The 20,301-nt window shown below is 72.4% G+C and carries 21 protein-coding genes and 2 pseudogenes; 12 read left to right on the top strand and 11 right to left on the bottom strand.

All coding sequences use genetic code 11. From position 1 onward, the window contains the following. The first annotated feature begins 217 nt into the window (after positions 1–217). On the top strand, positions 218–592 hold the full coding sequence (locus tag ACWEKM_RS22475) for a hypothetical protein (protein ID WP_451622964.1): 375 nt from the start codon (positions 218–220) through the stop codon (positions 590–592). 162 nt (positions 593–754) lie between these two features. Here the strand turns inward: ACWEKM_RS22475 and ACWEKM_RS22470 are convergent, their stop codons facing one another. Next, complete coding sequence (locus ACWEKM_RS22470) at positions 755–1,447, bottom strand: peptidoglycan-binding domain-containing protein (protein WP_451622963.1); 693 nt, start codon at positions 1,445–1,447, stop codon at positions 755–757. Positions 1,448–1,617: 170 nt separating this feature from the next. On the opposite strand from ACWEKM_RS22470, the gene ACWEKM_RS22465 reads away from it, so the two are divergent. The 4 genes from ACWEKM_RS22465 to ACWEKM_RS22450 all read left to right on the top strand — a co-directional run bounded on the left by ACWEKM_RS22465 (position 1,618) and on the right by ACWEKM_RS22450 (position 5,363). Then, a complete protein-coding gene (locus tag ACWEKM_RS22465; RefSeq protein ID WP_451622962.1) occupies positions 1,618–2,388 on the top strand; it encodes a TetR family transcriptional regulator in 771 nt (256 codons plus the stop codon). 151 nt (positions 2,389–2,539) lie between these two features. Next, complete coding sequence (locus ACWEKM_RS22460) at positions 2,540–2,956, top strand: Zn-ribbon domain-containing OB-fold protein (protein WP_451622961.1); 417 nt, start codon at positions 2,540–2,542, stop codon at positions 2,954–2,956. Positions 2,957–3,168: 212 nt separating this feature from the next. After that, a complete protein-coding gene (locus tag ACWEKM_RS22455; protein ID WP_451622960.1) occupies positions 3,169–4,539 on the top strand; it encodes a S1 family peptidase in 1,371 nt (456 codons plus the stop codon). A 140-nt stretch (positions 4,540–4,679) separates the two neighbouring features. Then, entirely contained in the window at positions 4,680–5,363 is a 684-nt protein-coding gene (locus ACWEKM_RS22450; RefSeq protein ID WP_451622959.1) for a class I SAM-dependent DNA methyltransferase, read from the top strand. A 197-nt stretch (positions 5,364–5,560) separates the two neighbouring features. On the opposite strand, the gene ACWEKM_RS22445 is transcribed toward ACWEKM_RS22450, so the two are convergent. The 3 genes and pseudogenes from ACWEKM_RS22445 to ACWEKM_RS22435 form a co-directional block, all read right to left on the bottom strand. Further along, positions 5,561–5,734 (bottom strand): hypothetical protein, encoded by a 174-nt coding sequence (locus ACWEKM_RS22445; protein WP_451622958.1) that lies wholly within the window; start codon positions 5,732–5,734, stop codon positions 5,561–5,563. Positions 5,735–5,917: 183 nt separating this feature from the next. Further along, a complete protein-coding gene (locus tag ACWEKM_RS22440) occupies positions 5,918–6,613 on the bottom strand; it encodes a L,D-transpeptidase family protein (RefSeq protein ID WP_451622957.1) in 696 nt (231 codons plus the stop codon). A gap of 136 nt (positions 6,614–6,749) precedes the next feature. After that, a pseudogene (locus ACWEKM_RS22435) lies at positions 6,750–7,163 on the bottom strand (SDR family NAD(P)-dependent oxidoreductase); the annotation flags it as partial. Positions 7,164–7,467: 304 nt separating this feature from the next. On the opposite strand from ACWEKM_RS22435, the gene ACWEKM_RS22430 reads away from it, so the two are divergent. Next, positions 7,468–7,995 carry a hypothetical protein gene (locus ACWEKM_RS22430; protein ID WP_451622956.1) on the top strand — a complete coding sequence of 176 codons (528 nt, stop codon included), beginning with the start codon at positions 7,468–7,470 and terminating at the stop codon, positions 7,993–7,995. A 1-nt stretch (position 7,996) separates the two neighbouring features. On the opposite strand, the gene ACWEKM_RS22425 is transcribed toward ACWEKM_RS22430, so the two are convergent. From ACWEKM_RS22425 to ACWEKM_RS22400, 6 genes are all read right to left on the bottom strand, one after another. Continuing rightward, positions 7,997–8,911 carry an SDR family oxidoreductase gene (locus ACWEKM_RS22425; RefSeq protein ID WP_451622955.1) on the bottom strand — a complete coding sequence of 305 codons (915 nt, stop codon included), beginning with the start codon at positions 8,909–8,911 and terminating at the stop codon, positions 7,997–7,999. Positions 8,912–9,028: 117 nt separating this feature from the next. Then, positions 9,029–9,397 carry a DUF4180 domain-containing protein gene (locus ACWEKM_RS22420; RefSeq protein WP_451622954.1) on the bottom strand — a complete coding sequence of 123 codons (369 nt, stop codon included), beginning with the start codon at positions 9,395–9,397 and terminating at the stop codon, positions 9,029–9,031. Between the two features lie 78 nt (positions 9,398–9,475). After that, entirely contained in the window at positions 9,476–10,105 is a 630-nt protein-coding gene (locus ACWEKM_RS22415) for an MBL fold metallo-hydrolase (protein ID WP_451622953.1), read from the bottom strand. Then, positions 10,105–11,190, bottom strand: coding sequence for an S-(hydroxymethyl)mycothiol dehydrogenase (locus ACWEKM_RS22410; RefSeq protein WP_451622952.1), 1,086 nt, complete (start codon positions 11,188–11,190; stop codon positions 10,105–10,107). Before ACWEKM_RS22410 ends, ACWEKM_RS22415 begins: the two co-directional genes overlap by 1 nt. A gap of 211 nt (positions 11,191–11,401) precedes the next feature. Further along, positions 11,402–11,686, bottom strand: a complete 285-nt coding sequence (locus ACWEKM_RS22405; RefSeq protein WP_451622999.1) for a metal-sensitive transcriptional regulator — start codon at positions 11,684–11,686, stop codon at positions 11,402–11,404. 137 nt (positions 11,687–11,823) lie between these two features. Further along, positions 11,824–12,120 (bottom strand): hypothetical protein, encoded by a 297-nt coding sequence (locus tag ACWEKM_RS22400; RefSeq protein WP_451622951.1) that lies wholly within the window; start codon positions 12,118–12,120, stop codon positions 11,824–11,826. Positions 12,121–12,292: 172 nt separating this feature from the next. On the opposite strand from ACWEKM_RS22400, the gene ACWEKM_RS22395 reads away from it, so the two are divergent. Beyond that, a complete protein-coding gene (locus ACWEKM_RS22395; RefSeq protein WP_451622950.1) occupies positions 12,293–12,658 on the top strand; it encodes a nuclear transport factor 2 family protein in 366 nt (121 codons plus the stop codon). A 124-nt stretch (positions 12,659–12,782) separates the two neighbouring features. On the opposite strand, the gene ACWEKM_RS22390 is transcribed toward ACWEKM_RS22395, so the two are convergent. Further along, positions 12,783–14,783 carry a GTP-binding protein gene (locus tag ACWEKM_RS22390; protein WP_451622949.1) on the bottom strand — a complete coding sequence of 667 codons (2,001 nt, stop codon included), beginning with the start codon at positions 14,781–14,783 and terminating at the stop codon, positions 12,783–12,785. A 255-nt stretch (positions 14,784–15,038) separates the two neighbouring features. Between ACWEKM_RS22390 and ACWEKM_RS22385 the strand changes: the two genes are divergently transcribed. The 5 genes and pseudogenes from ACWEKM_RS22385 to ACWEKM_RS22365 all read left to right on the top strand — a co-directional run. Then, positions 15,039–15,542 (top strand): (2Fe-2S)-binding protein, encoded by a 504-nt coding sequence (locus ACWEKM_RS22385; protein WP_451622948.1) that lies wholly within the window; start codon positions 15,039–15,041, stop codon positions 15,540–15,542. Then, positions 15,539–17,938 carry a xanthine dehydrogenase family protein molybdopterin-binding subunit gene (locus ACWEKM_RS22380; protein ID WP_451622947.1) on the top strand — a complete coding sequence of 800 codons (2,400 nt, stop codon included), beginning with the start codon at positions 15,539–15,541 and terminating at the stop codon, positions 17,936–17,938. Before ACWEKM_RS22385 ends, ACWEKM_RS22380 begins: the two co-directional genes overlap by 4 nt. Continuing rightward, positions 17,935–18,789, top strand: coding sequence for an FAD binding domain-containing protein (locus tag ACWEKM_RS22375; protein ID WP_451622946.1), 855 nt, complete (start codon positions 17,935–17,937; stop codon positions 18,787–18,789). The genes ACWEKM_RS22380 and ACWEKM_RS22375 overlap by 4 nt, the downstream gene beginning before the upstream one ends. 15 nt (positions 18,790–18,804) lie before the next feature. Beyond that, the gene (locus ACWEKM_RS22370; RefSeq protein ID WP_451622945.1) at positions 18,805–19,689 is read left to right on the top strand and encodes an AAA family ATPase; all 885 of its coding nucleotides are present in this window, start codon (positions 18,805–18,807) and stop codon (positions 19,687–19,689) included. Next, positions 19,686–20,301 (top strand): annotated as a pseudogene (locus ACWEKM_RS22365) (hypothetical protein); the annotation flags it as partial. The gene ACWEKM_RS22370 and the pseudogene ACWEKM_RS22365, both read left to right, overlap by 4 nt.

The following is a 20,301-nucleotide window of genomic DNA, read 5'->3' as shown; positions in this document are numbered from 1 at the left end:
TCATGCGCACGCCGCCGCACCGCTCACCGCGCCGGCAGCCGGGGCCACTCGACGAGCACCCCGAGCCGCCGTTTCCTACCCGCGTCGGCGCCCGGGGTGTTCGGCCGGGCATCGCCTGTGCGATTCGCCCGTGGCGGCCCCGGTCATCCCCTAGACCGGGGCCGCCCGAACCCGTCGCACCACCCCGCACGACGCCGTACACCCGGAAGCGATCATCATGACCCTGACGACGACGCGCATCGGTCCGGACTGGCCCTGCCAGGTCAAGCCGCCCGGCAGCTACGACTGGGAGCGCTCCGCGGTCAAGTGGCTGCGCGAACTGGTCCCGGCCCGCTACGCCAGCTACCCGGCGCTGATCCGGCATCCGGTGCTGCTCGCCCGGCACGCGCAGATCCAGGTCCACCATGAGATCCGGGTGGCCCGGACGGCCTTGCAGACGGCCCGGGCCGAACTGCCCCCGCTGGGCATGCCCGAGTCGGTCATCGAGCACACCATCAAGATGTACGCGGCCGAGGTCCGGCAGCTCCAGTACATCGCCCGCAGCGTCCGCGCGGTCACCGAGGCCCTGGTGGCCCAGACCGCCGGCCGCTGAGAGCTGCGAACGGAATGGGAGTCCGATCAGCGTGCGTGCCAGACGCCGCACGCCGGGCGCCCATTCTGTTCGGGGCTCTGAACCTGGCCCCGGCTCCGTCCGGCCGCCGCCGGGCGGGTCGCGGTTCCAACTGCCGTGCCCTGCCCGGCCGTTCCGGCGCGGTCAGCCGTCGTCCAGGGTCGTGCGGGACTCCAGGTCGCGTCGGGTGTCGTCGCCGTACACCCCGGTCTCATCCCCTCTGATGCCGTACCAGAGCTGGAAACGGGCCACGGTCGCGGCGAGTACGGCATCGTAACGGCCGTCGGTGGCGCCGTCGCGGTAGACGTCCGGGATGCGCAGCAGGCGCTGCTGGAGCGCAACGACCTCGGGTCCGCTGTCACCCTCGCGGAGGGTGCCGGGTCCGTCGGGGTCGGCGGCCGAAGCACTCGGCGCCGGGGGCGCGCTCGATGCGGAGCGGGACGGCCCGGCACTCGGGACGGCACTCGGGACGGCACTCGGGACGGTGCTCGGCCCGGCGCTCGGGGCTGCGTCGCCGCGGCCGGGCAGCAGCAGGGCGGCGCCGAAGCCGACGAGGACGGCGGCGCCCACAACGGCCGCGACGGCGACCCGGCGCAGTCCGGCACCGGTGCGGGCGCCGGGCGCCGGCACCGTCGGCAGTTCCTGCGTGTCCTCCTCCGGCCGGTCCGCGCGCGGCTCCGGCGTGACGGCCTCGTACCCCTCGGCCCCCTCGGCGTCCTGACGTATCTCCCGCATCAGTTCGGCGAGGGCGTCCAGGCGCCGGGGCCGTAGCACCCGGATGGGTTCCAGGACCGGGCCGCGCCGCGGCTCCTCACTGGGGTCCGGCGGTGTCGACACGCTGCTCTCCTTCCGCGATCCCCGGGCAGCGATCCCCCAGTGATACGGCTGTGCCTGCCCTCCGGTTCAGTCCGGCGCGCGACAGGCCCGCACCGGCCGAGAGCACTCGGCTCCCCGCTGACCTTGCACTGAGTGCCATGCCGGTCCTGGCGGGTGCTACGTTCGCGTCCATGAGCTCCAGCAGTGCGGCGCCCGCCGCGAAGCCGCCGATACGGGACGCCCTGGTGGAGGCGGCTTTCCGGCTGTTCCTGGAACGCGGCTACGAACAGACCACCGTGGACGACATCGTGGCGCTCGCGGGGGTCGGACGGCGTTCGTTCTTCCGCTACTTCCCCGCCAAGGAGAACGTGGTCTTCCCCGACCACGAGCGCTGCCTGGCCGATATGACGGCCTTCCTGGCCGAGGGCGGCGAGGAGCACGAGCCGGTGCGGCGGGTGTGCGAGGCGGTCCGGCTGGGCATGCGGATGTACGCCGAGAACCCGGCGTTCTCCGTGCGGCGTTACCGGCTCACCAAGGAGGTGCCGGGGCTGCGCGCGTACGAACTGTCGGTGGTGTGGCGCTACGAGCGCGCGCTGGCCGGGTATCTGCGCCGCCGCTTCGCCGGGGAGCCGGACGGGACGCTGCGGGCCGATGTCGTCGCCGCCGCGGTCGTCGCGGCACACAACAACGCCCTGCGTTCCTGGCTGCGTTCGGGCGGACGGGGCGTCCCCGACACCTCCGTCGACCACGCGCTGGGCCATGTGCGGTCCACCTTCGCCGGCCCGCGGGCGGACCATGGCGCACCACGACTCCCGCACGCCGAGCACCCCGAGCACCCCGAGCACCCCGAGCACCCCGAGCACCCCGAGCACCCCGAGGATGTAGTCGTCCTCGTCTCCCGGCGCGACGCCCCGCTGTGGCGGGTGGTGCAGCAACTGGAGTCGACGCTGGGCCGCGGCTGACCGGGGAAATCCGGGGTACCGAGTACCTTTACGCCTGACACTGAGTGCCATAACCTGTCGGCGTGCACGGTGGCACGGCGCACCGCGCACCTGTGTGCCCGGTCGGTGCCGGGTCCGCGGGATTCCGGCCGAGGGCAGGGAGTTGACCAGCGTGTACCACCACTCAGGAAGCGCCGCTCAGGCGGTGGTCGGCACCGCGACGGGCGTCCTCGACCCCAAGCCCGCGGGCTCCGGCAACGCCCTCCTCTTCCAGCGCTGCACCTGGTGCAACACCGCCATGTACCACCGGCTGCTGTGTCCGGTGTGCCAGGGCAGCGACCTGCTGACGGAGCGCAGCGAGGGCATCGGCACGGTCCGCCACTCCTCGGTGGTGCACCGCAACACGCCCGCCGCGCGCAATGTGTCCCTGGTCGAGATGGCCGAGGGCTTCGTGCTGCGCGGCCGGGTCATGGGTCCGCCGGTGGGCGTGCACAGCGGGGACCGGGTCCGGCTGTCCACGGCCAAGGACCCGGTGCGCGGCGAACCGGTCTTCCAGATGGTCGACGAGCCGTATCGGGCCTGGACCTGACGACCCGCCCGCCGTCGGGCTGACCGCCCGCGCCGCCCGGCTGAGCGTGGGGTTTCAACACCGCTCCGGCGAACGGGAGTTACCTGCGTACGGCACCTGGTCGCGATCGCGGTGAACGCCTGTGCGCCGGGCCACGTATGCAGGGGCGGGCGCTCGACGACCGGAGGGCCCCGCGGTGTCCGCACCGCGCGTTCGGGGTTCGGGAGCCATGCATGAGGCACGCACGACGACGGTTCGTCCGGCGGACGGCACGGCTGGCGGCGATCGGCGGACTCCTCCTGGGAGGCACGATGGTCACCCGGGCCGTGGCGAGCGAGCCGCCCGACGCGCCCGCCGTCCCGTTCAGCGCGGCACGGGACGCCGCCGGCACCGGCGCCGGCCTGGTGGAGCGGCTCGGCACCGCCCGTACGGCGGGGAGCTGGATCGGTTCCGACGGCCGTCCGGTCGTGGCGGTGACCGACGAGGGGGCCGCGCGGACGGTGCGCCGGGCCGGGGCCGCGGCGAAGGTCGTACGGCACAGCATGAACGAACTCAAGTCGGCCACGGCGGCGCTGCGTTCGGCACCCCGAGTGGCGGGGACCGCGTGGGCCCTGGACTACCGCACCAACCAGGTCGTGGTGCAGGCCGACAGGACCGTCTCCGCAAGCAACTGGTCCCGGCTGTCCCGGGTGGCCACGGACATCGGCGGCTTCGTCCACATGGAGCGCACGTCGGGCACGTTCACCACGCGCCTGAACGGGGCGGAGCCGATCCTGTCCACCGGCGGGCGCTGCTCGGCGGGCTTCAATGTCACCGACGGACAGCGGGACTTCATCCTCACGGCCGGGCACTGCGGGCCCGCGGACACCATCTGGTTCGCGGACGGCCGGGGCAACCGGCAGTTGGGCACGACGGTCAACACCGAATTCCCGGGCAGCGACTTCTCGCTCATCGCATACGCGTCCGGCCGGGCCGGCGACGGCGCCGACGTGGTCGCCGTCGGCGACGGCAAGGGCGTGCGGATCACCGGGGTCGCCGATCCCACGGTCGGGCAGCGGGTGTTCCGCAGCGGCAGCACCAGCGGGCTGCGCGACGGCCAGGTGACCGGGCTCGACGCGACCGTCAACTATCCCGAGGGCACCGTCACCGGCCTGGTGCGGACCGATGTGTGCGCCGAACCGGGCGACAGCGGCGGCCCGTTGTTCTCCGAGGGCGTCGCGCTGGGTGTGACCTCGGGCGGCAGCGGTGACTGCACCACGGGTGGCACCACGTTCTTCCAGCCGGTGACCAAGGCGCTGTCCGCGCTCGGTGTGCGGCTGATCGTCGCGGCGCCGAACGCCGAGGGCGCCGCCTCCCCCGCGCCGTCCGCCTCGGCCCCGCAGGGCGCGCTCGCCCCCAGTGCTGCCGCGCCCGGCTCCTCGGCCCCGGTCACCGGCGCCGCGCAGGACACGAGTCCGCTGTCCCGGCTCACGGACGGCCGGGTCGTCGGGCCCGGCCTGCTGGTGATCGCGGGCAGTCTGATCGCGCTGGTCGCCACCCGCTACATCCGCACGGAACAGGACCGCAGGGCGTATCAGCGCTACTACTCGGCCACTTGGGGTTGATCCTGTCCCAAAGGCAACTACTCTTGGTGACGAATTCGGCACCGGTCGACCGGGTCCTCCGGCCCGTACGGTCGGGTGATCTGTGTAAAAACCACACCCAGAGGTCTCCGGAGCCAGAGATCTCCCAAGGGAGCTAATTCGTGAACAGCCCCAGCAGCCAGCCCGGTTACGGGAACATTCAACTCGACCGCGGCGGCCAGGCCGAGGCATTCGACGCCATCGGCGACCGGTACGACGATGCCTTCCCGCACAAGGAGGGCCAGATCGCCGACGCCGAGTGGCTGGTCGAGTCGCTGCCGCCCGGCGCCCGCGTGCTGGATTTGGGATGCGGCACCGGACTGCCCACCGCACGCCGGCTTGCGGACGCCGGGTTCGAGGTCGCCGGCGTCGATCTGTCGCGCGGGATGGTCGAGTTGGCCCAAGCGAACGTGCCCGAGGCGGAGTTCCACCACCTGGACATCGCGGACCTGCGCCCCGGCGGCCCTAGCGACCTGGGCCGGTTCGACGCGGTCGCGGCGTTCTTCGCCCTGCTCATGCTGCCGCGCGCGGAGATCCCGCTCGCGCTGGAGACCGTCCGTCATCTGCTGGTCCCCGGGGGCCTGTTCGCCCTGTCGATGGTCGAGGCCGACGTCGACGATTTCGCGATCCCGTTCATCGGCAGCACCGTCCGGGTCTCCGGCTATCTCCGGGACGAGTTGCGCGAGGTGGTCGACGGGGCGGGCTTTGACATCGTCGGCGAGTCCCTTTACTCGTACGCTCCGGCCTCCGCCGATGTACAGCCCGAGGAGCAGATCTTCCTGCGCTGCAGACGGAAGCCCGAATGACTAAGGGCCCCGAGGGCCGACCGCAGTCCCCTGCGGCACGGCCGGGGCGACGGCCCGGATCCGCTGACCGTCGTGTCCCTGGCAACTCGCTCTGTGTCCGAGCGACCCGGCTGAGCACGGGCCAGGTGGTCTGGTGGGAGCGGGCGCCGCTCGGGTCGGCGCCGCTCGGGCCGCGGGAGGTCCGCTGAGCGCGGCGCTCAGGCCGCCTTCGGCGACTGCGGGGCCGCGGCGGCCCACTCCAGGACGAGCCGCCGGTACTCCTCGCGCTGCTCGACGCTCAGTGTCCCGCCCGACCGCAGCCACAGGGCCCGGATCTCCTCGTTGACCTCCGCGGCCGAGCGCTCGGAGGCGACTTCAACTGTGGTGGACATGGTGTGAGCATATGCCGATCGGCGTGAAGACGAGGTGAATAAGTACCATCGATATGGGACATATCGGACCGTGTTACTCATCACGTCAATCCATCCGTGATCACAGGGGAGTTCACCCCTCGGCGGCGCCCGGCCCCAGGACGGCAGCGAACCGCTGGAGCCGAACGCCGGAGCCGAGTCCCGTCAGGTGCCCGGCTTGCGGCCGTACACGAAGACGTCGTCGCCCTTCTTCAGCAGCGACCAGTACTTCTTGGCGTCCTTCTTGGTCATGTTGACGCAGCCGTGCGAGCCCGGCGGGTTCCACATGCTGACGCCGACCGAGTGGAACGCCTGGCCGCCGTCGAAGAACTGGCTGTAGGGCATCGGCACGTTGTAGAGGGACGAGACATGGTCGATGTGCCGCCAGTAGATCTTCTTCAGACCGGTGCGGGTCTCGTAGCCGTTGCGACCGGTGCGCACCGGGACCGGCCCGTACACCAGCTTCTTGCCGTCCTGGATCCAGCTCAGCTGGAGCGTCAGGTTGACACAGGCGATCCGGCCCTTGTTCACCGGGCACTTGCCGGCCTTGTTCGGGTTGTTCCCGACGGCCTTCTGCTTGTTCATCAGGTCCATCACGCCCCAGGTCACCGGGCCCGCGTAGCCGATGTTGGGCGTGATGCCGTGCTTGTTCTGGAAGGCCCGGACGGCCTTGCAGTCGGCGGCGGACTGCTTTCCGTCGACCGGACGGCCGAGGAACTTCTCCACCTGCTTCTGGTACGGCCCGGTCTGTGTGGTGCAGCTCGCGGCCTGCGCCGGTGCCGCGCCGAGCGCGAGCGTGAGCGGTGCCACCAGCCCCGTGATGCCGAGCGCGACGGCGCCCCGCCTGCCTATGTGCCCCATGTCGGGCCCTCCCCCTGCTGCCGTGTCCGCGGCTCCCGCGGTCCCGGAAACCTAGACATGCGTGCGACGGCTTAGGTTGTAGGACGGATCGAGCTGTGACCGAATGGTGAAGTTCCGCTGCGGGAGCGCGCGCCGCTCAGCCGCCCGCGGCGTCCAGGGCCGCGTGGAATCCGGTGTGGACCGCGGTGAGTCCGCCGTCGACGCGGAGCGAGGTGCCGGTGATCCAGGCGGCGTCGCGGGAGGCGAGGAAGGCGACGGTGGCGGCGATGTCCTCGGGTTCGCCGACCCGGCCGAGCGGGTACAGCCCGCGGACGGCGTCGAGTTCGGCGTCCCGCCCCTGCCAGGCCGAGGTGCGCACCGTGCCGGGCGCCACCGGATTGACCCGGACCCCGCGCGGGGCCGCGTGCCCGGCGAGGGTACGGTTCAGCGATTCGAGTCCGGCCTTGGCGGCGCTGTAGGCGTGGTTGCCGAAGTCCTGGCAGCCGTTGACGGAGCCGATGAGGACGATCGCGCCCCGGCCGGAGGCAGCCGGCTGCGGGAGGGCGGCCCGGAGGGAAAGTACGTGTCAGCACCCCGATACCGGCCAAATCTGCCAGAGACGACCCCACCGACACCACCCCCGGAGGAGTCGTCTCACCGTCAAAGCCCTTGCCAACGGCATTGCGACTGGCCGGCGGGCGACAGCTGCGCCGATGTCGCGGGCGGCGCCTGTGACGAGAACTCCGTGTCCTGCGAAGCGTTCGGGTTCGGTCATGGCAACGACCGTACGGCCGCGACGATCAGTGCGACAGATCCCGGCACGGGTTCGCCGGACCGCCGAGCCGCCGGACCGCCGGGCCGGATAGCGTGCGGGCATGTCCGCGTTCCTCCAGCAACTCCCCGCCCTGGTGGGCGTCATGATCGGTGCCCTCGGTTCGTATCTGGCGGTCGTCCGCAGCGACCGGGCCCGGTTCCGGCGCGAGCAGGCGGCACGGTGGGAAGAGCGGCGGTTCGCGGTGTACGCCGACTACGCGCGGACGGTCAAGCAGTCGGTCACCCTCACCTACCGCCTCGCCGCGCACTTCGGCAACGATCCGCACCCGCATCCCCTGACTCCCCAGGAGGCTGAGCCGCTGCTGACCGAGGCATCCGCCGCCCGGGACCCGTCCGGTGAGGCGCTGCTTCTGCTGGGCAGTCCGGCGGTGGTGGAGCAGGCCCGTGCCTGGGTCGTGGTCGCGATGGCGATGGAGCGGTTCGTCCGGGACGGGCGGTGCGACGCCGCGGCCTGGCAGGTGCTGCTGGAGCGGCAACGGGCCGGCCGCGAGGGCTACTACGCGGCCGTACGGGAGGACCTGGCGCTGCCTCCCGGCCACTCGGCGGCCTGGCCGCTGCCCCGCCTGTAGCTCATCGGTAGCCGGTGACATCCGCGGGTTTTCCCGCATCCTGCACCTCGACGAGGTACCGCCAGGCGTCGGGGCGGCTGCCGTCCAGGTCCGTGAACCCGTACTCCTGGGCGAGCCCGCCGCTGGACAGGGACTGCCCGTTCCAGCGGGCCGCGTCGGGGTCGGCGGCCAGTGCCGCGACGGCACGGCCGACGTAGCGCGGGGTCTCCGAGATGGCGAAGTGGGGCACCTGCTCCAGGGCGTCGCGCCAGGTGTCCTCGCGGACGCCGAACTGGTCGAGCATGATCTCCGAGCGCATCCAGCCGGGGGTCAGGGCGACGGCGGTGGCGCCGCGCGGGCCCAGTTCGTGGCCGAGTGCGAAGCCCATCCGCAGCACGGACGCCTTGGCCAGGTCGTAGAAGAAGGAGACCCGGTAGGTGTCGCGGTTGTAGTCCGCGGTGCCGTCGGTGACCTCGACGGCAAGACCGCCGGGGTGGCGCAGCAGCAGCGGCAGGGCGAAGTGGCTGGTGATGGCATGGGTCTCCACGGCGAGCCGGAGTAGCCGCAGCCCCTGGTCGAGGTCGTGCTCCCAGACCGGGCTGTCCCAGGCGAACAGGTGCTCGCCGCCCCAGATGTCGTTCACCAGGACGTCGAGCCGGCCCTGTTCGTCGGCGATGCGGTCCACCAGGGCGCGGACGGCGTCCCGGTCGAGGTGGTCGACGGGCACCGCGATGCCCCGGCCGCCGGCCGCGGTGACCAGGTCGGCGGTGTCCTCGACGGTCTCGGGGCGGTCGTATTCCGAACGGCGGGCGCGGGTGCTGCGACCGGTGGCGTAGACGGTGGCGCCCGCCGCCCCGAGTTCCACCGCGATCCCGCGGCCCGCGCCCCGGGTCGCCCCCGCCACCAGCGCGACCTTGCCCTCCAGCGGTCCTGACATGTCCGGCCTCCCGTGTCCGTACGACGGTGTCGCCGTTCAGCCTCCCGGGAATCCCGGACATCCTCTGTCACCTTTACCGACGCGGCCCGTCGTACCGACCCGTGCGGCCCGTCGGCCCTACCGGCGCAGCCTGTCGTCGAGTTCGCCGGAGTCGGCCAGGAACCACAGTTGGTGGCCCTGGTTCGACTCGTACACGAAGTCCCGCAGCGCCGTACTCCCGGCGAGGTGCCGGGAGATGTCGCCGACGACGGCGAGGCGCAACCGGTAGGTGGCGAACTTCTGGACGACGGCGCCCGCGACGCCGGAGCGCAGCCGGAAGAACTCGTCCGCGATCCGCTCCACGGGAACCGCGACCAACTGCGCCTCCCTGCCGAGCGCGTCGCCGATCAGATCAAGCGCCGCGCTCTCGCCGTCGAGGAGCGGACCGTCGGAGGCGCAGCTCAGGACGCGTACGTCCCGCAGGGTCAGGAGCGTGTTCGAGGTCATGGCAGCTGATCGTACGGTCGCCGCCACCCGATCTCCCGTGGTTTTCCGGGGTTCGCCGGGTTCTCGGGGTTCTCCGGCTCAGTGGCCGCGGGCGATCCACTCCTGGAGGTGCGGGGCCTCGGCGCCGATGGTGGTGGCGTCGCCGTGGCCGGTGAGCACCGTCGTCTCGGGCGGGAGGGTGAGGAGGCGGTCACGGATCGAGGTGATGATCGTCGGGAAGTGGGAGTAGGACCGCCCGGTGGCGCCCGGGCCGCCCTGGAAGAGGGTGTCGCCGGTGAAGACGGTGGCGAGGCCGGGATCGTAGAGGCAGACGGCACCCGGCGCGTGGCCGGGGGTGTGCAGCACGGTCAGATCGGCGCCGGCGCCCTCCAGCACCTGGCCGTCGACCAGGTGCTCGTCCGGGTCCCGGTCGGGATGGGTCAGCCTCCACAGCGGCAGGTCGTCGGGGTGCAGCCAGATGGTGGCGCCGGTGAGGTCGGCGAGCGCGGGGGCGGCGTCGATGTGGTCGTTGTGGGCGTGGGTGCACACGATGGCGGTCAGCCGCCGGTCGCCGACCGCCTCGGCGATGGCGCGGGCGTCGTGCGCGGCGTCGATGACGATGACCTCCTCGTCGTCACCGACGATCCACACATTGTTGTCGACGTCCCAGGTGCCGCCGTCAAGGGTGAACTGGCCCGAGGTGACGAGGCGTTCGATGCGCGCGGCCATCACAGCACCACCACCGAGCGCAGCACGTCGCCGCCGTGCATCCGCTCGAACGCCTTCTCCACCTCGTCGAGTTGGATGGTCTCGGTCACGAACGCCGCCAGGTCCAGGCGCCCCTGCACGTGCAGATCGATGAGCATGGGGAAGTCCCGGGAGGGCAGGCAGTCGCCGTACCAGGAGGACTTGAGCGCGCCACCGCGGCCGAAGACGTCCAGGAGCGGCAGTTCGAGCTTCATCTCCGGGGTGGGCACGCCGACGAGGACGACCGTGCCGGCCAGGTCGCGGGCGTAGAACGCCTGCCGATAGGTCTCCGGGCGGCCGACCGCCTCGATCACGACGTCGGCACCGAAGCCGCCGGTCAGCTCGCGGATCGCCTCGACCGCATCGGTCTCGCGGGAGTTGACGGTGTGGGTGGCGCCCAGGGCGCGGGCCTTGGCCAGCTTACGGTCGTCGATGTCCACGGCGATGATCTTCGCCGCGCCCGCCAGCCGGGACCCGGCGATGGCCGCGTCGCCTACGCCGCCGCAGCCGATCACGGCCACGGAGTCGCCGCGGCCGACGTTGCCGGTGTTGATCGCGGCGCCGATGCCGGCCATCACGCCGCAGCCCAGCAGGCCGGCCACGGCCGGGGAGACGGCCGGGTCGACCTTGGTGCACTGCCCGGCGGCGACCAGGGTCTTCTCGGCGAAGGCGCCGATGCCGAGGGCCGGGGCGAGTTCGGCGCCGTCGGTCAGGGTCATCTTCTGCCGCGCGTTGTGCGTGTCGAAGCAGTACCAGGGGCGGCCGCGCAGACAGGCCCGGCAGTTGCCGCACACGGCACGCCAGTTGAGGATCACGAAGTCGCCGGGGGCGACGTCGGTGACGCCCTCGCCGACCGACTCCACGACACCGGCGGCCTCGTGGCCGAGCAGGAAGGGGAAGTCATCGGAGATGCCGCCCTGCTTGTAGTGCAGATCCGTGTGGCAGACGCCGCAAGCCTGGACGCGTACGACCGCCTCCCCCGGACCCGGGTCCGGCACCACGATCGTCTCGACCCGCACCGGCTGGTCCTTCCCCGGTGCGATCACGCCGCGTACTTCCTGCGCCATGGCCTGGCCCTTTCCGTCGAATTGACTGTCCTGTGACCCTATGCGTGACCGATCGGCAGCGGCACGGAGCACCACGACAGCCGCGGATCTTTCCGGCCGGACGTATCGTACGACGACGGTGCGAGCGGGTCGTACGCCGACCGGACGAGCCGGTCGTGAGCGTCTACGGTCATAGGTGGCTACGGTCATGGGCGGCTACGGTCATGGGCGGCTAGGCCAGCGACAGGAACAGCTTCTCCAGCCGGGCCCTCATCTGTTCGGTCGTTGCGCCGTCGGCCCCGTCCTGCTCGCCGTTGAGGCACTGCTGGAGCCCGGTCGCGATGATCGCGAAACCGGCCCGGTCGAGGGCGCGGGAGGCCGCGGCGAGCTGGGTGACCACGTCCTCGTAGTCACGGCCCTCCTCGATCATCCTGACCACGCCCGATATCTGCCCCTGCGCCCTGCGCAACCGGTTGAGCACCGATGACAGCTCGTCACCCTCGAACCGCAGCTCCACGACCACCCCTCCACTCCCTGTATACCCTCTGGGGTATGCCATCCGGCCGCCCGTTCCCATGGTCCCGGATGGTCCCGGACATGCGCGAGGCCGCCCGTTTCCGGACGGCCCTCGGTCGGTGGACACGGGCGCGGTGCTCAGTACTCGACGGCGGGCAGCAGCCCGGTCACGGGGGCCGCCTGGTCGGTGAGCTGGTGCAGCTGCCCGAGGTCGTGCAGCCGGTTCAGTCCCTGCAACTGTTCGGAGACCCGCGGGATCTCGCCCCGGTGCTGCGCGGGGATGTCGCTCACGGCGAACGAGTCGAGCGTCGCCATCGGGCTGATCTTCCCGGTGTCCTGGGCACTCGCGGGGGCGGCGTGCGCCAGCGGCGCGGCGAGGCCCGTGACACCCGCAGCGAGACCGACGGCGGCGACGATACGTCGTGTTGAGATCATGTCCTCAGCAACGGCACCCGGTCCCCGGCGGACACGGGCGCCCGGCTCCGCTCACCCGTGAGGCGCAGCGCCCCGACCGGGCTTGCCGGGGCAGCCTGGGCGGAGGACGCTCGAAGGTGGGGCCCGCCCGGCCGGCTCCTCGCCGGGCCACGGCTCCTCGAAGGAGGTCACCATGGGCACCGGGACCGGCTCCGCCTTCACCGCCGAGACCCTGCGCCGGGGCATAGAGGGGAACACCGGGAACAACCTTCTGTCGCTGTACGCGGACGACGCGGAGATCCGCATCGTCGACCACGACACCCAGCCCAGTCACCCCAAGGTCCTGCGCGGCCGGCCGCAGATAGCGGAGATGCTCGACGACATCTACAGCCGCGATATGACGCACAGGCTGGAGCAGTGCGTCGTGCAGGGCGACCACGCCGCCTACAGCGAGTCCTGCGAGTACGCGGACGGTGTCCGTGTTCTCGCCGAGTCCATGATCACGCTGCGCGAGGGCAAGATCGCCGAACAGATCATGATCCAGGCATGGGACGATTAGCGAAAAGTGCCGCGAGGGTCCAGGTCAGTTCTCGGCTGACCTGGACCTTCCCGGCGCGGGCCGCAATCGGCCGGGCCCGGGGCGGCATGGTCGGCGGCGGCCGAGGGGGCGCGATCGTCCGGGCTCAGCCGCCCAGGCGGTTGGTGGCGTTCAGCAGGTACTCCTTTCGGTTCAGCGGGTTGTGGTCGGTGCGTGGGCGTTCGGGGACCGGGCCGCGGGTGACCGGGGCGTAGTGGTCGAAGGCGGTCTCCAACTCGCCCTCGCCGCGGGTCAGTCCGGGCAGCCGCTGTTCGAGACCGTGCACCCGGGCGGCGGGCATCGCGCCCTCCAGCACGCACTCGGAGCCGTTCGTCCCGGTGCTCCGCGGCACCGCCGCCAGCCGCGCGAGCACCGGCAGGAGGGCGCCCAGGGTGTCCGCCGGGGCCTCGATGCGGAAGCGGTGCATCGGTTCGTACACCCGGGTGCCGGCCCGCCGCAGCGCCTCGATCAGTACGAGCGGGGTGAGCCCGCGGAAGTCGGCACCGGTGCTCGACATGCTCTTGTCGAAGCCCTGGTGGGCGTGGCTCTGCCGGGGCGAGTATCCGGAGTGGGTCATGGTCACCGCACAGTCGGTGACCTGCCAGCCGTGCAGCCCCTGCCCGAGCGTCTCGCGCACGGTGTCCTCGACGGCCTTGAAGAAGGCGTACGGCATCGAGCCCAGCTCCACCGCCAGCCGGAAGTCCACGCCCGAGCCGACCGGGGCGGCGTCGACACGGAGGCCGACAGTCGCCAGGAACGGGTTCCCGTCCCGCGTGTTGAACTCGACGGCCGCTCCGCCGCCCACCGGACGCTCGACGCAGATGACCGTGGTCTCCCGGAAGGTGACGTCGAGGCCGTACTCGTCGGCGAGGGTCGCCTGGACGACCTCCTTCTGCACCTCGCCGTACAGGGAGACGGAGGTCTCCTGCCGCGCCTCGTCATGGCGCACGCCGATCAGCGGGTCCTGCTCGGCGAGCTGGGTGAGCGCGACATGCAGCGCCCGCCGGTCCGTGTGCGGGCCCGGGACGACGACGGTCTCCAGGGTGGGCGGGGCGAAGTGACGCTCGTACGCCGAACGCGGCACTCCCCCGCACCCGGCCGCGCCCGCGGCCCCCTGGATCGCGTCCCCGATCCTGATGCCGCCGAGGCCCCACAGCTTGCCGATCCGGCCCGCGCCGACGCTCTCCTGCCGGGCGTCGGTGCCCCGGTCGAAGACGCTGACCGCGGTGACCTTCCCCTCCTGCGGGCCGTCCCCGAACAGGATCCGGTCGCGGGTGCGCAGGGTGCCGGAGAAGATCCGCGCGTAGGCGATCTTCTCCCCCGACGGGCCCCGGTCGACCTTGAACACCGTCGCCGACAGTGGCCCCTCGGGGTCGCCCGCGGCGGGGGCCAGCAGTTCCTCGATGCCGCCGATCAGGTCGGCCACACCGGCGCCGGTGACGGCCGAGCCGAAGTAGACCGGGTGGACGCGGGCCCGCCGGGTCTGGGCGGCGAGGGCGGCGCGCAGCTCGCCGGGGGCGACGGGGCCCGCCACGTAGGCGGCGAGCAGGTCGTCGTCCCGGTCGGCGAGGACATCGAGCGCGTCCGGGCCGAGCCGGGGGACGAAGCGGGCGCCGCGGGTGCCGAGCGCGGTGGCGGTGCCCATCGGCACGAGCGCGGGGGTGAGCCGGCGGGCCATCGCCCGCAGCACCTCCGCCTCCCGCGCCCCGCGCCGGTCGATCTTGTTCACGAAGATCAGCGTCGGGATGCGCAGCCGCCGCAGGGTCCGCATCAGCACCCTGGTCTGCGCCTGGACCCCCTCGACGGCCGAGACGATCAGGACGGCGCCGTCGAGCACGCCGAGGACCCGTTCCACCTCGGCGATGAAGTCCGGGTGGCCGGGTGTGTCGATGAGGTTGACGGTCACGCCGTCGAGGGGGAAGGAGACGACGGCCGATTTGATCGTGATGCCGCGCTGCCGCTCCAGGGCGAGCGTGTCCGTCTGAGTGCTGCCGGCGTCGACGCTGCCGACCTCGTCGATCACTCCGACGGAGTGCAGCAGCCGCTCGGTCAGGCTGGTCTTACCGGCGTCTACGTGCGCGAGGATTCCAAGATTGAGCAGATGCACTGAGCGTGATGTCCTTCGGCATGGGTGGGGTTCCTTCCTGGGGGGACATGCACGCAGCGCCCATCATGGGTCCTCTCGGTGTGACGACTGGTCCCGCGCAGTGCAGCAGCACCGGCGCCCTGGCCGCAACGGATTAACGCCCGGCACGAGCCGCCCGCACAGCACTCGCCGCGGCCACACCTCGGTCTTACAGTGACGTACATCACGTCACGTCGCTGATACCGCTCGCTCACGCCCGCACGGTCTGGAGGGCATATGACCCATATCAAGGTGAACGTGGACGGCACGGTCTACGAGGACGACGTGGAACCCCGTCTCCTCCTGGCCCACTATCTGCGCGACCGCCTCGGCCTGACCGGCACCCCGATCGGCTGCGACACCTCGAACTGCGGGACCTGCACGGTCGACCTGGACGGCGCGACCGTCAAGAGCTGCTCGGTGCTGGCCGTCCAGGCGGACGGGTCCGAGGTGACCACCGTGCAGGGCCTGGCCCGCGACGGGCAGCTGACGGCGTTGCAGCGCGCCTTCCACGAGCGGCACGCGCTCCAGTGCGGCTACTGCACCCCGGGCATGATCATGGCGGCGCGCGATCTGCTGCGCGAGAACCCGCGTCCCGGCCCGGACGAGGTGCGCCACGCCCTGGAGGGCAACCTGTGCCGCTGCACCGGTTACCAGAACATCGTCCGCGCGGTGCTAGCCGCCTCCGGGCAGGAGAGCGTTCGGTCCGGGCAGCAGAGCACTCAGGAGGTCACGGCATGACGGATCAGGCCGTAGCGCGCGAGATCGGCCGCTCCCGGCTGCGCAAGGAGGACGCCCGGCTGATCACCGGCCAGACCAACTGGACCGACAACATCCAGGTCACCGGCCTGCTCCACCTCGCCGTGCTGCGCAGCCCGATGGCCCACGCGCGCATCGGGCGCATCGACGTCTCCCCGGCGCTCGACCGGCCCGGTGTGGTCGCGGCGTTCAGCGGCGCCGACCTCGCCGACGGGCTGGGCTCGCTGCCGTGCGCCTGGCCGGTGACCGAGGACATCGTGCTGCCCGGCCACCCGCCGATCGCGCTGGACGAGGTGCGCTACGCCGGTGACCCGGTCGCCGTGGTGGTGGCCCGCGACCGGTACGCGGCGGCCGACGCACTGGAGGCGATCGAGGTCGACTACGAGCCGCTGGAGCCGGTCCTCGACCTGGAGGCCGCGCTGGCGGACGACGCCCCGCTGGTCCACGCCGACAAGGGCACCAACCGCAGCTATGTGTGGCCGCTGGCGACCGGTGAGGACTTCGCCGCGGTCCGCGAGCGCGCCGAGGTCACCCTGAAGCGCCGCTACCACCAGCAGCGCCTGATCCCCAACGCGATGGAGCCCCGCGCCGTCGTCGTCACCCCGCTCACCGCCTCCGGCGAGTACACGGTCTACTCGGCGACGCAGATCCCGCACATCCTGCGGATCATGCTGGCGACCGTCACCGGCGTGCCCGAGCACAAGCTGCGCGTGATCGCCCCGGACGTGGGCGGCGGCTTCGGCTCCAAGCTCCAGGTGTACGGCGAGGAGGCCATCGCCGTGGCCGTCGCCCGACGGCTCGGCCGCCCGGTGAAGTGGACCGAGTCCCGTTCCGAAGGCTATCTGGCGACCCACCACGGCCGCGGCATGATCCAGGACGTCGAGGTGGCCGCGACCCGGGAGGGCAGGCTGCTCGGCCTCAAGGTGGACCTGATCGCCGACATGGGCGCGTATCTGATGCTCGTCACCCCGGGCGTCCCGATCCTCGGCGCCTTCATGTACCCCGCGATCTACAAGATGGACGCCTACGAGTTCACCTGCACGGGCGTCTTCACCACCCGGACCCCCACCGACGCCTACCGTGGCGCCGGGCGCCCGGAGGCGACGTTCGCCATCGAGCGGATCATGGACGAGCTGGCCGCGGAACTCGGCCTGGACCCGGTGGAGTTGCGGCGCCGCAACTGGATCCGGCACGAGGAGTTCCCGTACACCACCGTCGCCGGGCTCACCTACGACAGCGGCGACTACGAGGCCGCGACGGACAAGGCCCTCGCCCTGTTCGGCTACGACGAGCTGCGCGCCGAGCAGCGCGAGCGCAACGCGCGCGGCGACACCGTACGCCTAGGCATCGGTGTGTCGACCTTCACCGAGATGTGCGGGCTGGCCCCGAGCCGGGTGCTGCGCGACCTCAGATACGGGGCCGGCGGCTGGGAGGCGGCGAGCATCCGCATGCTGCCCACCGGCAAGGTCGAGGTGGTCACCGGCACCAGCCCGCACGGGCAGGGGCACGAGACCTGCTGGAGCCAGATCGCCGCCGACGTGCTCGGCGTGCCGTTCGAGGACGTCGAGGTGGTGCACGGCGACACCCGGTCCTCCCCGCAGGGCATGGACACCTACGGCTCGCGGTCGCTGGCGGTCGGCGGCGAGGCCGTCCACCGGGCGGCGACCAGGGTGGTGGACAAGGCCCGGAAGGTTGCCGCGCATCTGCTGGAGGCGAGCGAGCGGGACCTGGACTTCACGGACGGTGTGTTCTGTGTGAAGGGCTCCCCGGAGGCACGCAGAACCATCCAGGAGATCGCCTTGGAGACGTTCTCCTCGCACGACCTGCCCGACGGCATGGAGCCGACCATCAACGCCGAGTACCTGGTCGACCCGGAGAACTTCTCCTATCCGCACGGCACCCATCTGTGCGCGGTCGAGGTCGACACGGAGACCGGCGCGACCCGCATCCGGTCCTACGTCTGCGTCGACGACGTCGGCCGGGTCGTCAACCCGATGATCGTCGAGGGGCAGGTGCACGGCGGGCTCGCGCAGGGCATCGCGCAGGCCCTGTACGAGGAGGCGGTCTACGACGACGAGGGCAACCTGGTCTCCGGCACCATGACGGACTACCTGGTGCCGTCGGCGGCGGACCTGCCGGACTTCGTGACCGCGCGGACGGAGACGCCGGCCACCTCCAACTCCATGGGTGTCAAGGGCGTCGGCGAGGCGGGGACCATCGCGTCGACGCCCGCCGTGGTCAACGCGGTCGTGGACGCACTCAGGCCGTTCGGTGTGCAGGACGTGCGGATGCCCTGCACACCGGAGCGGGTGTGGCGGGCCGTCCGGTCCGCCGACGACGACGCCACCGACGCCGCCGGGAAGGAGACCGCGGCATGATTCCCCCCGCGTTCGAGTACACCCGTCCCGAGAGCGTCGACGAGGCGGTGCGCGCGCTCGCCGAGGCGGGCGACGAGGCGAAGGTGCTGGCCGGCGGGCAGAGCCTGCTGCCGCTGCTGCGGCTCAGGCTGGCCTTCCCCGAACTGGTCGTGGACATCGGCCGGATCCCGGAGCTGCGCGGGGTCCGCGAGGACGGCGACACGCTCGTCATCGGCGCGCTGACCACCCACCACGATGTGCTCCACGACCCGCTGGTCCGCCGGCACGCTGGACTGCTGGCCGCCGCGACGCGGACCGTCGCCGACCCGGCCGTACGGCACCGGGGCACCCTCGGCGGCGCGCTGGCGCACGCCGACCCGGCGGGTGATCTGCCCGCGGTGGTGCTGGCGCTGGACGGCGAGCTGGTCGTCGCCGGGCCGGACGGGCGGCGCACCATCGCGGCGGGCGACTTCTTCGTGGACTACCTCCAGTCCGCGCTGGCCCCCGACGAACTGCTGGTGGAGGTGCGGCTGCCGAAGACGGACGGCTGGGACTTCCACTACGAGAAGTTCCACCGGGTGGCCCAGGCATATGCGATCGTCGGCGTGGCGGCCCTGGTGCGCCGGGACGACAGGCGCATCGCCGAGGCCCGCATCGGGCTCACCAACATGGGCGGCACCCCGCTGCGGGCGGTGGCCGCCGAGCGCGCACTGGCCGGCGCCGACGGCCCGGACGCCGTCGCGCGGGCCGCCGAACAGGCCGCCGAGGGCACCCGGCCCGCCCAGGACCTGTCGGCCTCGCCCGAGTACCGGGCGCACCTCGCGCGGGTGCTGACCCGGCGGGCGGTCCTGGCCGCCACCGGAGCGAGGTGAGCGTCGATCACCCGGATGGACGACCCGGAGCAGGTACGGGCCCGCCTGGCGGAGACGGGGTATCTCGTCGACGAGGGGCTGGCCGTCACCTGCTTCCTGGCCCTGAGACTGCATCGGCCGCTGTTCTGCGAGGGCGACGCGGGCGTCGGCAAGACCGCGCTCGCCGCCGCCCTCGCCGAGGCGCTGGGCGCCCCGCTGATCCGGTTGCAGTGCCACGAGGGCATCGACGCCGCGCAGGCCCTGTACGACTGGGACTTCCCGCGTCAGCTGCTGCATCTGCGGGCCGCCGAGGCGGCCGGGGTCACCGACGCCGACCGGCTGGAGAGCGAGCTGTACGACCGGCGGTTCCTGATCGCCCGGCCGCTGCTGCGGGCGTTGCAGACCTGGCCCTCGGTGCTCCTGGTCGACGAGATCGACCGGGCCGACGACGAGTTCGAGGCGTTTCTGCTGGAGCTGCTGTCCGAGTACTCGGTGACCATTCCGGAGCTGGGCACCCTGCGCGCCGAGGTGCCACCGGTCGTCGTGCTGACCTCGAACCGGACCCGGGAGGTGCACGACGCACTGAAGCGGCGGTGCCTGTACCACTGGTTCGATCATCCCTCCTTCGCCCGCGAACTGGCCATCGTGCGCCGCCGGTTGCCCGAGGTCACCGAGCGGCTGGCCGAGCAGGTGACCGCCCTGGTGCAGGCGCTGCGCGGCGCCGACCTGCTCAAGCCGCCGGGCGTGGCCGAGACGATCGACTGGGCGCAGGCCCTGGACGCGCTCGGGGCGAGCGAGGTCGACGCGGAGCTGGCGGTGGCCACCCTGGGCTCGGTGCTGAAGTACCGGGAGGACACGGAGCGGGCCCGGGGCCTCGACCTCACGGCGGTGCTGGCGGCCCGGGGAGCGCGATCGGCATGACGCACGGCGGACACACGGCGGTCGAAGGACGGTGGGCGGACGGGCCGGCCGGGCCCGACGCGGTGCTGCTCGGCTTCGTGCGCGCGCTACGGGCGGCGGGGATCGACGCGAGCACCGAACGGCTGTACGCCTTCCTGCGCGCCGTCGACGTCCTGCGCCCCGGGGTGCGCGCGGACGTGCACACGGCGGGGCGGGCGACACTGTGCGGCGGGCGGGACGATCTGGATCGCTACGAGCGGGTGTTCGCCGCGTACTTCGGGGCGGACGGCGGCTGCGCCCCGCCCGCAGCCCGTGCCGCGGCCCCGCCCCGGATCCGGCTCGCCGTACGGGACGCCCCGTCCGGCGTCCGGGCGGCGGACGGGAGCGAGCCGCCGGGGCCACCGGCCCTGGCGCTCGCCAGCTCCGCCGAGGTGCTGCGGCACCGCGACGTCGGCGGGCTGGACGCCGCCGAACGCACCCAGCTCAACCGGCTGCTGGCCGCGTTCACGGCGCACGGGCAGACCCGGTTGTCCGCGCGCCGCCGCCCGGCCCGGCGCGGCGCCGTCGACCCACGCCGGACCGTGCGGGAACTGCTGCGGCGCGGCGGGGAGCCCGCGTTGCTGCGGCGGCAGG

It is taken from the genome of Streptomyces sp. NPDC004752 (assembly GCF_053601275.1).
This window is presented reverse-complemented; position numbering and strand designations above follow the sequence as displayed.

What these genes read in the sequence shown, in the direction of transcription:
- ACWEKM_RS22475 (WP_451622964.1), top strand. Translation starts at nt 218, where the DNA reads ATGACCCTGACGACGACGCGCATCGGTCCGGACTGGCCCTGCCAGGTC.
- ACWEKM_RS22465 (WP_451622962.1), top strand. Translation starts at nt 1,618, where the DNA reads ATGAGCTCCAGCAGTGCGGCGCCCGCCGCGAAGCCGCCGATACGGGAC.
- ACWEKM_RS22455 (WP_451622960.1), top strand. Translation starts at nt 3,169, where the DNA reads ATGAGGCACGCACGACGACGGTTCGTCCGGCGGACGGCACGGCTGGCG.
- ACWEKM_RS22445 (WP_451622958.1), bottom strand. Translation starts at nt 5,734, where the DNA reads ATGTCCACCACAGTTGAAGTCGCCTCCGAGCGCTCGGCCGCGGAGGTC.
- ACWEKM_RS22440 (WP_451622957.1), bottom strand. Translation starts at nt 6,613, where the DNA reads ATGGGGCACATAGGCAGGCGGGGCGCCGTCGCGCTCGGCATCACGGGG.
- ACWEKM_RS22430 (WP_451622956.1), top strand. Translation starts at nt 7,468, where the DNA reads ATGTCCGCGTTCCTCCAGCAACTCCCCGCCCTGGTGGGCGTCATGATC.
- ACWEKM_RS22425 (WP_451622955.1), bottom strand. Translation starts at nt 8,911, where the DNA reads ATGTCAGGACCGCTGGAGGGCAAGGTCGCGCTGGTGGCGGGGGCGACC.
- ACWEKM_RS22420 (WP_451622954.1), bottom strand. Translation starts at nt 9,397, where the DNA reads ATGACCTCGAACACGCTCCTGACCCTGCGGGACGTACGCGTCCTGAGC.
- ACWEKM_RS22415 (WP_451622953.1), bottom strand. Translation starts at nt 10,105, where the DNA reads ATGGCCGCGCGCATCGAACGCCTCGTCACCTCGGGCCAGTTCACCCTT.
- ACWEKM_RS22410 (WP_451622952.1), bottom strand. Translation starts at nt 11,190, where the DNA reads ATGGCGCAGGAAGTACGCGGCGTGATCGCACCGGGGAAGGACCAGCCG.
- ACWEKM_RS22400 (WP_451622951.1), bottom strand. Translation starts at nt 12,120, where the DNA reads ATGATCTCAACACGACGTATCGTCGCCGCCGTCGGTCTCGCTGCGGGT.
- ACWEKM_RS22395 (WP_451622950.1), top strand. Translation starts at nt 12,293, where the DNA reads ATGGGCACCGGGACCGGCTCCGCCTTCACCGCCGAGACCCTGCGCCGG.
- ACWEKM_RS22385 (WP_451622948.1), top strand. Translation starts at nt 15,039, where the DNA reads ATGACCCATATCAAGGTGAACGTGGACGGCACGGTCTACGAGGACGAC.
- ACWEKM_RS22380 (WP_451622947.1), top strand. Translation starts at nt 15,539, where the DNA reads ATGACGGATCAGGCCGTAGCGCGCGAGATCGGCCGCTCCCGGCTGCGC.
- ACWEKM_RS22375 (WP_451622946.1), top strand. Translation starts at nt 17,935, where the DNA reads ATGATTCCCCCCGCGTTCGAGTACACCCGTCCCGAGAGCGTCGACGAG.
- ACWEKM_RS22370 (WP_451622945.1), top strand. Translation starts at nt 18,805, where the DNA reads ATGGACGACCCGGAGCAGGTACGGGCCCGCCTGGCGGAGACGGGGTAT.